Raw genomic sequence first — 12,453 nt, 5'->3', positions numbered from 1 at the left:
AAACCAAGATGAACAAAGAAAACCATCAAGAACTCAGCCGTCGAGCCGTACTTCGTCGTGGGGCGGCATTGGGTAGCCTTGCGTTACCGAAGTTAGGGATTGCGAACGACGTCGCGAGTGATGTCGAAGGTGAGCACTCGCATCACCAACCGAGTATTTCGGGGAACGCAGAACATGTGATCTCGATTTGGTTGGGTGGAGGCATGGGGCAAATCGATACCTTTGACCCCAAAGAAAAAGGAGATCCAAAAGCAAAACGGCCCGGTGCTTACTATGACTCAATCGAAACGTCCGTCGATGGAGTTCGCTTGTGCGAGCATCTGCCGAACGTGGCTCGGTTGATGGAACAAGTCACCGCCGTTCGCAGCGTCAACCACGATATGATTGACGAGCATGCCGCGGCGACGAATCGAATGCATACGGGGCGACCGGTCAGTGGAACGATCACCTATCCTTCGATCGGTTCGATTATCGCACATGAACGCGGCGCCGCATCTGAAACGGCACCACCCTATGTCTTGATTGGCTATCCCAATGTGACACGCGGGCCAGGTTTCTTGGGAGCCAAGCATGGCTACCTGTACCTCACCGATACCACAAAAGGTCCTGCGGGGTTGTCGCGGCCGGAGGGCATCACGATGACACGGCAACAGCGTCGAGAGCAATTTCTTGCGACGCTTCGACAGCAAGCGACAACTGCACGAGGGCCAATGATCAATGATTATGAACAGGCGATTGACCAAAGTTTGAAACTGAGTGGTCCTGAATTCAATCGCGTGTTCGAACTTGACAGAGAGCCCGCCAGTCTTCGTGATCAGTACGGTGGTGAGTTCGGCCAGCGATGCTTACTAAGTCGGCGATTGGTCGAACGAGGCGTGCGGTTTATTGAAGTCTCGCATAACTTGAACTTCCTAAACGGATCAGGCTGGGATGTGCACAACGGAGGGATTGAGCAACAGCACAAGCTGATCCAAGAGATGGATATTGCTGTTGCGGCGTTGATAGAAGATCTGCAGTCCAAGCGACTGCTGGACAAAACGTTGATTATGATCACTACCGAATTTGGGCGTCCACCGGAATTTGACGGTGGTGGCGGTCGAGGTCATCAAGGCACCGCATTCACTTGTGTGCTCGCAGGCGGAGGGCTGAACCACTGTGGTGCCTTTGGCGAAACCGATGAACGTTCCAAAAAGATCTTGCAGGATCCTGTTAGCGTTCCCGATTTCTTCGCGACGGTTTGCGCGAGCGTTGGAGTTGACTACCAAAAGAATCTTTACGCCGGTGACCGTCCCGTCCCGATCACGGACCGTGGGCGACCGATCGAGTCGTTGTTGATCAGTTAATATGGCTTACGAACGAAAAGGCACAATGCAACGTGTGATTTGAACGATTGCAGAAAGGACGTTTTGCGTACATCTGATTAGTAAAACGGTTTCCTGAACTGCCAATGATCAATGGTTTCGGTCGCGATCAGCGATCGGTACAGACTTTGCGATCTTCGTCGATTGATAAGGGGCAACGCTTTTCAATCAACGGAGTCAGCACGATGGTTATCTTTGGAATCTCTACCAAGCAAAAAGTCGAGTCAGCTGGCGAGTTTAACTGTCCGGCGTGTGCGTCCAAAACGACCTGTGGGCGAATTGTGATCGCTCGCTACTTCACGCTTTTCTTTATTCCGGTGCTTCCGCTGGGGCGTACACGAACCCATCGTTTCGCCTGCCAACGCTGTGGAAGCGTCTATTCCGAAGCCGCAATCGGACACCGCCCGACAGCCATCGGACTAAACGGGTAGCGATGTGACTGGTCAATTTACGACCAATTGCAAGTGTCGTTTCATGCTCGAAGGCTTTGGCATGCAATTCGCATAACAGATGTTCCGAAACCTGCTCATCAAAGAGCATCCCCAAAAGTTTGACTTAGCCGCCTTCGAGCGATCCATTGATTAAGTGCATCAATGCATTGTGATGGGGGCGAGTTGTGCGGAACGGCTTGAATGCCTTCTGACTTGTGGGGAGAACCAAACGCGGTGTCAAAACTAGCTTAGCTCAGTTCGACACACAAAGAGTTAACCAACGTTAGTCAATAAAGGAGAATCCTCGATGTTAATTCCAATTCTTGGTTGGATGCTTTTCGGTCTGTTTATCGGTGCTATCGCTCGCTTGCTGGTACCCGGCCCTCAGTCAATGGGGTTGATGATGACCATGCTGTTAGGCGTGGCAGGATCCTTCGCTGGCGGATTCGTCGCCTACCTGATTTTTGGTGGCACGCCGTTTCAAGCGGCGGGTTGGATCGGATCTTTGATCGGCGCAGTTGCCCTGCTGGTCATTGCAGAGAAAACCAATCATCGAACCGTGGCCTAAATAAAGGCATCATGGTGAGCTGATTTAAAGTCAGAATCTGGTGGATTGCGATCAGGTCCAGGCAGAGATGTTGTCATGACATTTCGGTCTGGATCTTTCGCATTGATGGATACCGCTCGATAGCGTCGTCAAAGCCGCGCGCCTGATTTGAAAGCGATAGAATGGTAGCGGTGCGTTGACCAATTCGCTTTCAAGGGCTGATCCGTGAAGAGAAACTTATCTTTCAAAGCTTTCCTTCCACTGCTATTGGACTCTCAGGTTCCAAAGTTTTCGCGGATCGCGGCTCTCGCGATGTTCGCGCTGCTATCGACCTGTGACGCCATTGCTGTTGATCGTCCGAATTTGATTGTCGTGATGGTCGACGATATGGGTTACGAGGGAGTCAGCTGCTTTGGCAATCCATACTTTCAGACACCTGCGATTGACCGATTTGCAGCCGAAGGTATGAGGCTAGTCGACTTTCATTCTTCGGGGACGGTGTGCTCGCCAACACGTACGGGGCTGTTAACCGGTCGCTATCAACAACGCGCAGGTATCGAAGCGGTGATCCATCCGCATGATAGTCATCCGGAGCACCGTAAAGGTTTGCAACTGGTCGATCAAACATTTGCAGAACTGCTAAACGATGCGGGGTATGTAACGGGGTTGGTCGGCAAATGGCATCAGGGCTATCCGCAGAACAGTGATGTTTACCACCCTGACAATCATGGCTTCGACGAGTTCATTGGCTACCACAGTGGCAACATCGATTTCGTCAGCCATATTGGCGACCATAGCAAGCATGACTGGTGGAAAGGCCGCAGGGAAACCCATCAGCAAGGCTATTCAACGTATTTGATCAACGATGCCGTTTGCAATTTTGTTCAGCAACATGCAAAGGATGATTCACCGTTTTGCCTCTATGTCGCCCATGAAGCGATTCACAATCCGGTGCAGGTGCCGGGAGATCCGGTCAGAAGGACCGAGACAGCTTGGAATCGTTGGCGATGGAATCAAGTCAGCCCCGAAGAACGCATTGCCAAATACAAAGGCATGACATTGCCGGTCGATGAAGGGATGGATCGTCTCTATCGAATGTTGCACGATCTGGATATCGCCGAGAATACCTTCGTTTTATTCTTCTCAGACAATGGCCCTTCGAGTGACTTTCCGAGCGGAAGTCCTGCTTTGCGAGGCGGGAAAGGTTCGGTGTACGAAGGTGGTCACAAGGTTCCAGCGATCGCTTGGTGGCCCGGCAAAATTAAGCCAGGAACGTCGAGCGATCAGCCGATGATTAGCATTGACGTGATGCCAACGTTGCTGGAAATCGCCGATGTTCCTGAGCCGAACGATCGGAAGCTCGATGGTATTGATATATCACCTGTTTTGTTTCGGCAAGAAAGTCTTCCCAAACGGTCACTTTATTGGGCTTCGCTAAGCAACAACGGTCAACGTAGTGAGGCGGTCCGGGACGGCAAATGGAAATTGGTGGTGCAGCATCCCAAAGCGAAACCGGGTTCATTCGAGAACGAACGCTTCGAGCTTTACAATCTGGCGAACGATCCACAGGAAGCGATCAACGTTGCCGACAATCATCAAACGGAAACAACCCGCTTGGCTGGTGACTTGAAAGATTGGTATGCAGAGATGCAGGCGACTGCGACGCCACAAAAAGGCGGTTGGTGATCCCGCTTGGTAAGTGATTTAATGTTGATTCTGTTTTGACCTGGAATAAAAAAACGCTGATGATCGCAGTGCAATCATCAGCGAGTTGAATTTGATAGTTCAGGCAATGTTACTTGCCATTCGCATTTCGTCTTTGTTGCGGACGCCCGATGTCCGTGTCTTCTGGGACACCAAATTGCTTTTGAGCAGCATCAAGCTCTTTCGCCAGTCTTTGCTGGATCTCGCTGTAGTCGGTACTGCCGTAAACACTTTGCAGTTCATTCGGGTCGGACTTCAGATCGAACAATTCCCAGTCATCGATCTGCTTCCCTTCCAATGCATAGTATCGAATCAGCTTATGATGACCGTCGGTGACACCGTAGTGGCGTGCCACGTTGTGTGCGCCAGGGTTTTCGTAGTAGTGGTAATAGAAAACACTGCGCCAATCATTTGGCGTATTGCCGTTGAACAATGGAACCAACGATCGGCCTTGCATATCAGCGGGCACCCCTACACCGGCGATATCGAGGAAGGTTTCTGCGAAGTCGAGGTTCGAAGTGATGTCGTTATTGGTTGATCCAGGTTGGACAACGCCGGGCCAACGGACAAGCAACGGAGTTCGTAGCGATTCTTCGTACATCCAGCGTTTGTCAAACCAGCCGTGCTCGCCCAAGTACCAGCCTTGGTCGGACGAATAGATCACGACGGTGTTTTTGGCCAAACCGGATTCATCCAAGTAGTCGAGGACCTCACCGATTCCGTCGTCAACACTTTTGACACAGCGCAAGTAGTCCTTGACGTATCGCTGGTATTTCCATTTGATGATTTCTTCTTCCGTCATCGAATCGCGAGCGGCCAAGTAAGCTTTGTTTTTCGGGCCATAGGCTGCGTCCCAAACCTTCTTTTGTTCGGCATTCATGTTGCCGTAGCCAGAGAGCTTTAGGTCGTTGTCGTTCAGGTGCTCGCGGACCGTCATGGTTTGCTTGGCTGCTGACTGTGTTCGACCTTGGTAGTCATCCCAAAGCGTTTCTGGTTCGGGGATGGTTTCGTCGTCAAGCCAGTTGAGGTACTTGGGAGCCGGACGCCAATTGCGGTGTGGGGCTTTGTGCTGGTACATGACCATGAATGGCTTGTCAGCATCACGATCATTTTTCAACCAGTCGAGAGTCTTGTCCGTGATGATTTCGGTCGTGTATCCCGTGTGTTTCCGTGTGACCGGTTCGCCGTTGGCGTCGGCAGTGATCATCGGTGGGTTGTAATACGGACCTTGGCCTTTGAGCACGTCGTAGTAGTCGTAGCCTTGGGGTGTTGATGCGAGGTGCCACTTACCAATGATCGCGGTTTGGTATCCGGCCTTTTGCAGCAACTTTGGAAACGTCTGCTGATCACCGTTGAATCGATTGCCGTTTCGAATAAAGCCATTGAGGTGACTGTACTTGCCGGTTTGGATGACAGCACGACTGGGACCGCAGATCCCGTTGGTGACATAGCATCGATCAAATCGCATGCCTTCACGAGCGATACGATCCATGTTGGGTGTCGAGATCCGTTCCGGATCGTAGGCACTGAGCGCTTGTGTGCAGTGATCGTCGGTGAAGATAAACAGGATGTTCGGTTGGTCAGCCGCTTTGACGTTTCGAGTCGAAGCATTGGCCAAACCGATTGCGATCAGGACCATCGCCAAACCGTAGCCGATGGACCGATGATGTATGGAACTGTTGCCGTTGGTATCCCGAAGCAAACTCGCTTCAGACGCAGGCCGCGAACGGAGAAGAGCTCGAAAGAATGTACGCATAGAAACTTTGGTTGGGAGGAATTTTGGGAGGGCAGATGGTTTAGGCTCAGTCTGGTTTGCGCCCAGTCCGGCCGGAGCCAAAAGAATGGTCATCGTACCCGCACCCGACCTAGCCGACAAATTTTGGAGCAGATGCGCCAGCCAAAAAATATGGGATGCTAGAAATGCCAGTCTGGAAACGTTGATCCACACCAGTTCAGTCAAGAATGCGACCGAAACTGTTCCGATTGACCGTGGCATGCTGGAGGCCGGCCTGTCTGCGAACTAGACTTGGAGCGCTAGAACATGAACTCGCTTTTCAGCGAATAATCTCCCCCTGATTCTCCCCACCATGACCGTATCTCTACCGCGTCTGCTCGCTCAGACTCTCCTGCCCGCCTTGATCCTGGTCACAGCACCCTCCGTTTTAGCTCAGCAGCACGGCAACAACGAAAAAGGGCCTGCCTACACTGAGCCGCCAAAAGACGACGCCAGCTACAGCTTGATGGGTGAATTCGTCGGAAAAATCAAAACCGAAGGTAAGAAACGCGACGTACTGGCTTTGCAAATTCGCCCGATTAAGGGTGACCAGTTCCAAGCGATCGCTTTCTTTGGTGGGCTACCCGGGGAAGAGGGACACCAAGCCGAGGAAATGCGTTTAATCGGTTTGCGATCCGGTGAAACGGTGATTTTGTCAGGTGGCCCGTGGGGGATCTTCGTCGATTCCGAAGGATGCAATATCGTCTCGTCCGATGGCAAGATGTTGGGCAGACTTGACCGAGTCCACCGTGTCAGTCCAACGCTAGGTGCAAAGCCACCAGAAAACTCCGTCGTCGTCTTTGACGGAAGCTCTGTTGACAATTTTGTCGGTGCGGAGATGACCGACGGAGGATTGCTAAAGGAAGGCGCGTTGATTTCGCCGATGTTCCAAGATTTTGATCTGCACGCGGAATTCCGCCTGCCCTACATGCCACTGGCCGACGGTCAGCAACGCGGCAACAGCGGTATGTATCTACAAAGTCGCTACGAGTGTCAGGTTCTCGATTCATTCGGAACCGAAAAGATGTTCAACGGCTTGGGCGCCCTGTACCGAATGAAGTCTCCTGATTTCAACATGGCATTTCCCCCGTTGGTTTGGCAGACCTATGACATCTCGTTTACCGCCCCACGTTGGTCCTCTGACGGCAAGAAGATTCGTGATGCCCACATCACCAGCTGGATCAATGGTGTGAAGGTTCAAGACGACGTCGCACTTCCAAGTAAAACAGGCGCCGGAAAACCTGAAGAGCCGATCTTGTTGCCGATCAACATTCAAGACCATGGCGACCCCGTTCGATTCCGCAACATCTGGATTGTTGATCGCGGCTTGGGGCACGCCAAGTTTCCTGTCATCGCGACCAAGGAACAACGCGCCGAAGCAGCAAAATTGGAATGGAATCAGCCGGCACAGGAACAGGAAGCCGAGGCGGAGCCTAGCGAAGAAGCAGCCGCCGAATCTGCAGAGCCCGCCGAATCTGAAGAGGCAGAGTCTTCAGAAGAGGCATCTGAGAAGGCAGCAGAGTAGCATGGCAGTTTAGTAGCTCGCTGCATTTGGGCAGTCTACTGGTGCTTCGTTCGATATGAAAATACGGGTTCGGGGCATCAGCCGACGGGCATCAGCCCCGCTTATTGCACTGAAACCGTGGCTAACGCCATACGGCTAATCCTAAAATCCAGCGGTTTCGGGGCATCAGCCGATGGGCGTTAGCCCCGGTTATTGCGTTGGAACCGTGGTTAATGCCATACGGCTAATCCTAAAATCGAGCGGGTTCGGGTCATCAGCCGACGGGCGTTAGCCCCGGTTATTGCGTTGGAACCATGGCCAAAGCCATACGGCTAATCCTAAAATCGAGTTGGAACGAAGCACTGGGTTGCTGGTGGACTGCCCGGTACCGTTGCCTATGCGGCGCAGTCGCCGGTGCCAAAGGGGCGGAAGCTAAGCGGCTTGGTTTGTAGCTTGTATGCCACCTGGCTGCTGCTCCATCGCTGCGTCCTCAAACGCGACGATTTTGATTCCGTGTTGCTTGGCCAGTCGCAGGGTCTCTTCGCGTTCAACGACGATCGTCATCCCAGCTTCGATGACAATGGTTTCTCCACCGTTGGCGGCAACCTTCTGAATCGTTTGTGGACCGATTGTGGGAACGTCGAAACGCATGTCTTGATTCGGCTTGCTAACTTTGACCAGCGTCCAGCCACCACGCCGGCATAGCTTGCCAGTGCGTTCGATACATGCGTCCGTCCCTTCGACCGCTTCGACGGCCAGTACCGTCGCGTCTTTGATGGTGATCGACTGACCGATGTCCATGCCGCCCATTTGTTTTGCGACCTGCCATCCCGAGGTCGCGTCGCGTTGCTGACGTTCGTCCAGTGGCGCGCCGATTAGTTGTCCTTTCTTGACCAGCAGTTCAGGGGCAAAGTCCGTAGCCGGGCAAACGTTCATTTGATTCTTTGCATAGGTTCGGGTGACTGATAGCAGAAGACTGTCATCTCGTGAATCGCGGCGTTTTCCCAGCAGGCAGGGGCCGAATGTGCGAATCGCAGTGAGATCTGGAAAGTGTTTCAGCCAAACGCTGCCTTGGAACAACAGGTCTGATTTGAATAGCTTTCCAGCCATCGTGACATTGCGAACGTGATGTCTGCGGAAGTATCGCAAGTGAGCGCCGATCTTCCCCACGCCCGACCATTTAACGTGATCACAAATCGATTCCAGCTCGGGGCTAGCGTGCCCGGTGATCGCGATGCAGCAAACACGTCCGCCTGAACTGACAATCTCTTCGGCCACTTGGACAGGAAACGATCCCCATCCGGCAATCAGGCCGATGGGTGCAGGTTGTCCGTTCGGCTCGGCATGTTTCCATCGCGACAGAAAGTTACTCAGTAGATCGCGTCCATAGCTCTGGCGTTTGACGTGGTGGTTCATTATGCCGCGCGGTCTCGCTTGTCTTCGCGTTGAAGCTTGGCACTGGGCAAGCTGGCGCTTGGCGAACTGGTACCGGATTGCTCTGAATCGGTTTGGGGCGATTTGTCATCCACTTGATTCAAGCTCTCGGTTAAGCGTGCGATCTGTTGTTTCAGCGACTTCAGTTCGCGGCGCATATCGGGAAGCTTTCGCTGCAGTGCGAAGATCTGCATTTGATCGCGCTGCGGCATCGCGGGGGCACCCAGGTAAACCTGACCACCATCGCAGTCATCCATCACACCGGCTTTGGCGCCGACGATGGTTCCGTCGCCCAAGGTGATGTGATCCTTCAGCCCAACTTGTCCAGCCAAGATTACATGATCTCCGGTCCGGCATGAGCCTGCGATACCGACTTGGCTGCAAATCAGGTTGTGGCGTCCGATCTGGCAGTTGTGGGCAATCATGACTTGATTGTCGATCTTTGTCCCTTCGCCAATTCGCGTCGCTCCATAGGTGCCACGATCGATTGTCACGCCTGCACCGATATCAACATCACTCTCTATTTCGACATAGCCCAATTGTGATGCGGGAACATGACGCCCGTTTTCGAACCGATAGCCGAACCCATCGGCACCGATTGTCGACGACGCGTGGATGCAGACGCGATCGTAAATTCGTGTGTGTGCGTACAAAGTCACGTTGGAGTGCAACACACAGTCAGCGCCGATCCGGCAGCCTGGCATGATGACAACGCCGGGCATGATCAACGTGCGTTCCCCGATGACGACATCTCGGCAGATCGTTGCCGTGGGGTGGATCTTTGCCGAGCTGGCAATCGCCGCAGAGGAGTCAACACCGACGCCGGGAAGGCTGGTCGGCACTGGTGGGCGGAAGTAGGCGACCGCTTTTGCAAAAGCGGTGTGCGGATTTTCAACCAGGATTTGCGCCTGTGCACAATCCTCGATCAAAGTATCCGTCACGACTGCGAGAGCCTTGATCGGCCCCGAGTTGTTGAACGGTTGCACGATCAGCGTGATTTCGTTTTCGCTCGCCAGATCAAGTGGATTGGCGCCTTCGCAGATCAGTGCGCCGTCGCCATGGAGTGTTCCATTTATTAGTTGGCTGAGTTCGTCTAATCGAATTGCCATCGCGACTTCCTTTTCGCTGTTGATGCAATGTTATTGGCTGCTTGCAAAGATAGCGGTAGAGCCAATTTGGTGACAAGAGAAATGGTCAAACTGAAACGCCGCGGGCTGGCTGAAAGCGATTTGACGCCAGTGCTTCAGTCGCTACTTGCGAGCCAAGTGTGTTGTCGATTCGATGTCGGTTGTGTTTCGGTGGTGGTCGTAATGACTGCGCTTGTCGTGGCGTCTGAAATCAGTTGAATTTCGTAAGTCTTTTTATAGTAAGTGTTTGCGGTTTGGTTCGGGTTCTTGGCATGGGCGGTGCATTTATTTGGCGTGAAACACGAATCCCACCGTCGACTCAAGAATGGGTTGGCGACCACTTGAAGAACTGGAGTCCAGAAAATGATCCGCATCGCAAGAGTTTTCGCCGTCATCGCCTCGATCACCACCATGACGGCTATGGCGCGTCCTGCTTCGGCGGGGCATGATTCGCCATTGTTGTGTGCGGCTGAAAGTTATCGCGATGCGGTGAAGGACTTTGAACGCGTTGTTTTACGTGAGGACTTTGTTCAGCGATGCGATGAGCGATTGGTCGACGATTTGGAGGACAGCACCAGTCGGCTTCGTTCGGCCGCACACGATTTGCGAAATGCGGATCGATTGATCACGCGATATTCCGAGACAAAGATTTTGCACTTCCAGGTGCAGTCCATCTTCTTCGAGCGGCGTCAGTACCCCTACTGTCCTCGACTTGATGCGTCTTGGCAGTTGGTGAGCTTACGATTCAATGAGCTTCATCGTGAGATGAAACAATATCAGGCTGCTGTCCACTTCCCCGGTGGTGCTCACGAAGAGGTTTGTCATACGAGTAGCTTTGATCCGCGTCACGCTGCTCCGTCGCATCATGGCGGAATTTCGATCGAGCTGTCTCGTCCGGCACTGTCACCGGCGAATTATCAGTTTCAAAATCACTCGAGCCGATCACACGCTGATCGTGGTCGCGTGGTGAACGGCAGCAGTTTTGGTGGGCATGGAAGCATCGGCCATGATGGGCGAGGCAATCAACTGCGTAGTCAGTATTCGTTCGAGCATCGTTCGCCTGCCGATCTAAGTGCTTCGCGGAGGTTTGACAATCCTGTCGGCGCCGACATCCAGCGTCATCATGATTCGAAGCACTACACGTCCAAAAAGCTGTCTACCGGCGACGAGCTTCGCCGAGCAATCGTCGGTGCAATCTTGCAGCGAATGTAAAGTCGATCCACCAGTCTGGATCTGCTTCAGCGCCACTCGGAAGGCATTGCCCCAGCCTTCCGGGATGGCGTTGTTTTGTTGCAGAAGGTTTGCAGCGGCCCCCGAGTTTGCATGATGACGGCGCGTTGTTCGACCATGGCGTGGTCGATATCAGCAGGCACTTTGAAAAAAAGATCTTTTTCGATGGCGGATTGTTCACCTCGGTGTTGCTTCACCTTTCGGCATCCAAGTGAGGATGTGATTCGATCTAACGAAGCCGGGCACGCACCGTGATGGGGCAGCTCTACTCGCGTAGTAGAGAATTTTGCGGACGTGCCCGGCTTTCTTTTTTGACAGTGGCTTTTGAGGATTTCTTCTCGCAAGCGGCAAAGCACCTGAGCGACAGATGTTGTCACCCGCAGCCTGAAATTGGGGGGTGTGCAGTGCACTTTGTAGGACTGTTTGTTATCAGGTGTGCCGGAAAATCTGCGAAAAAAGCTTTGGCCGAGCAGATAAATTTTGTGGTGAGAAGGATGGAGCCGAAGACAATCAAGGCAATTGCTTATCCATTGCGTTGATCGCAAAAGCATAGATCTCACGAATCTTTCGGTGTTTGCCGTGGATCCTGCCCCGCCAACGACTGACATGACATCGACCGATCGGTCTTTAGTGGTAGCGGTGCGCGATGGTAATGAGCATGCGGCTTCAATTCTTTATGACCGGTACGCCCGACGCGTTTTCGGGTTGGTGCGTTCGAAGTTGGGCACCAAGCTGGGAGTCGTGACTGAGCCAGAGGACATCGTTCAGTCAGTATTTAAAAGCGTGTTCCGTGGGATGCAGTCGGGGAACTATGACGCGCCGCCCGGGGCAACGCTTTGGAATCTTCTAGCCGTTGTAGCCGTTCGCAAATTAACAAACCAAGCGAATCATCATACGCGGCAACGTCGTGACGTCAGTCGGAATGTATCGCTCGACTCGTCGAGCGACGGGCTGAAGGAGTCAATCGATCAAGCATCGATCGAATTCCTGGAGATTTGCATTCGTGAGTCCCTGGAATTGCTGCGTCCGATTGATCAGGAAATTCTGACGTTGCGGATCTCTGGGCATAGCATCGAAGAGATTCACCAGAAGACGGGACGCAGTCGGAGAACCGTCGAGCGTAGCTTGCAGCGAAGCCGCGAAGTCTTGGCAGAGTTGTTGCTTGCGGAGTGATGGCGAGTTTGCAAGGCACCGGATATGCAAGGCAACGTATTTGCGAAGCCATCTCTTTCTCCCGGTTGGCCGAGCTTGTAGTCGAAGCATGTTGCCCAAGTTCGCTGACTAAGCACGCAGGCCTGGGTTTGGGGCTGTCGCGGGAGGGCTGATCTTCTTTACGGCCTG

The 12,453-nt window shown here is 53.1% G+C and carries 10 protein-coding genes; 7 read left to right on the top strand and 3 right to left on the bottom strand.

Annotation, left to right across the window (positions count from 1 at the left end; translation table 11 throughout):
• Positions 1-8 precede the first annotated feature (8 nt).
• The 4 genes from LOC67_RS06375 (at position 9) to LOC67_RS06360 (ending at position 4,025) form a co-directional block, all read left to right on the top strand.
• A complete protein-coding gene (locus LOC67_RS06375; RefSeq protein WP_230261697.1) occupies positions 9-1,343 on the top strand; it encodes a DUF1501 domain-containing protein in 1,335 nt (444 codons plus the stop codon).
• A gap of 104 nt (positions 1,344-1,447) precedes the next feature.
• Positions 1,448-1,792 (top strand): zinc ribbon domain-containing protein, encoded by a 345-nt coding sequence (locus LOC67_RS06370; protein ID WP_230261696.1) that lies wholly within the window; start codon positions 1,448-1,450, stop codon positions 1,790-1,792.
• A gap of 307 nt (positions 1,793-2,099) precedes the next feature.
• Positions 2,100-2,360 carry a GlsB/YeaQ/YmgE family stress response membrane protein gene (locus LOC67_RS06365; protein WP_230261695.1) on the top strand — a complete coding sequence of 87 codons (261 nt, stop codon included), beginning with the start codon at positions 2,100-2,102 and terminating at the stop codon, positions 2,358-2,360.
• A 204-nt stretch (positions 2,361-2,564) separates the two neighbouring features.
• Positions 2,565-4,025, top strand: coding sequence for a sulfatase-like hydrolase/transferase (locus LOC67_RS06360; RefSeq protein WP_230261694.1), 1,461 nt, complete (start codon positions 2,565-2,567; stop codon positions 4,023-4,025).
• A 109-nt stretch (positions 4,026-4,134) separates the two neighbouring features.
• On the opposite strand, the gene LOC67_RS06355 is transcribed toward LOC67_RS06360, so the two are convergent.
• Positions 4,135-5,799: a sulfatase gene (locus LOC67_RS06355; protein ID WP_315861041.1), complete on the bottom strand. Its 1,665-nt coding sequence runs from the start codon at positions 5,797-5,799 to the stop codon at positions 4,135-4,137.
• 331 nt (positions 5,800-6,130) lie between these two features.
• Here LOC67_RS06355 and LOC67_RS06350 point away from each other — a divergent pair, with 331 nt between their 5' ends.
• Positions 6,131-7,342 (top strand): DUF1080 domain-containing protein, encoded by a 1,212-nt coding sequence (locus tag LOC67_RS06350; RefSeq protein ID WP_230261693.1) that lies wholly within the window; start codon positions 6,131-6,133, stop codon positions 7,340-7,342.
• Positions 7,343-7,753: 411 nt separating this feature from the next.
• Here LOC67_RS06350 and LOC67_RS06345 read toward each other — a convergent pair whose 3' ends face one another.
• Positions 7,754-8,737: an LpxI family protein gene (locus LOC67_RS06345; protein WP_230261692.1), complete on the bottom strand. Its 984-nt coding sequence runs from the start codon at positions 8,735-8,737 to the stop codon at positions 7,754-7,756.
• Positions 8,737-9,864, bottom strand: a complete 1,128-nt coding sequence (gene lpxD, locus LOC67_RS06340; RefSeq protein ID WP_230261691.1) for a UDP-3-O-(3-hydroxymyristoyl)glucosamine N-acyltransferase — start codon at positions 9,862-9,864, stop codon at positions 8,737-8,739. The genes LOC67_RS06345 and lpxD overlap by 1 nt, the downstream gene beginning before the upstream one ends.
• A 381-nt stretch (positions 9,865-10,245) precedes the next feature.
• On the opposite strand from lpxD, the gene LOC67_RS06335 reads away from it, so the two are divergent.
• A complete protein-coding gene (locus tag LOC67_RS06335) occupies positions 10,246-11,094 on the top strand; it encodes a hypothetical protein (protein WP_230261690.1) in 849 nt (282 codons plus the stop codon).
• A 624-nt stretch (positions 11,095-11,718) separates the two neighbouring features.
• Positions 11,719-12,285, top strand: a complete 567-nt coding sequence (locus LOC67_RS06330; RefSeq protein ID WP_230261689.1) for an RNA polymerase sigma factor — start codon at positions 11,719-11,721, stop codon at positions 12,283-12,285.
• The last annotated feature ends 168 nt before the right edge of the window (positions 12,286-12,453 follow it).

Source organism: Stieleria sp. JC731, from assembly GCF_020966635.1.
Taxonomy (GTDB): Bacteria; Planctomycetota; Planctomycetia; order Pirellulales; family Pirellulaceae; genus Stieleria.
The sequence above is the reverse complement of the archived record's forward strand: the minus strand, read 5'-3'. Positions and strand labels throughout refer to the sequence as shown.

What these genes read in the sequence shown, in the direction of transcription:
- LOC67_RS06375 (WP_230261697.1), top strand. Translation starts at nt 9, where the DNA reads ATGAACAAAGAAAACCATCAAGAACTCAGCCGTCGAGCCGTACTTCGT.
- LOC67_RS06370 (WP_230261696.1), top strand. Translation starts at nt 1,448, where the DNA reads ATGATCAATGGTTTCGGTCGCGATCAGCGATCGGTACAGACTTTGCGA.
- LOC67_RS06365 (WP_230261695.1), top strand. Translation starts at nt 2,100, where the DNA reads ATGTTAATTCCAATTCTTGGTTGGATGCTTTTCGGTCTGTTTATCGGT.
- LOC67_RS06355 (WP_315861041.1), bottom strand. Translation starts at nt 5,799, where the DNA reads ATGCGTACATTCTTTCGAGCTCTTCTCCGTTCGCGGCCTGCGTCTGAA.
- LOC67_RS06350 (WP_230261693.1), top strand. Translation starts at nt 6,131, where the DNA reads ATGACCGTATCTCTACCGCGTCTGCTCGCTCAGACTCTCCTGCCCGCC.
- LOC67_RS06345 (WP_230261692.1), bottom strand. Translation starts at nt 8,737, where the DNA reads ATGAACCACCACGTCAAACGCCAGAGCTATGGACGCGATCTACTGAGT.
- lpxD (WP_230261691.1), bottom strand. Translation starts at nt 9,864, where the DNA reads ATGGCAATTCGATTAGACGAACTCAGCCAACTAATAAATGGAACACTC.
- LOC67_RS06335 (WP_230261690.1), top strand. Translation starts at nt 10,246, where the DNA reads ATGATCCGCATCGCAAGAGTTTTCGCCGTCATCGCCTCGATCACCACC.
- LOC67_RS06330 (WP_230261689.1), top strand. Translation starts at nt 11,719, where the DNA reads ATGACATCGACCGATCGGTCTTTAGTGGTAGCGGTGCGCGATGGTAAT.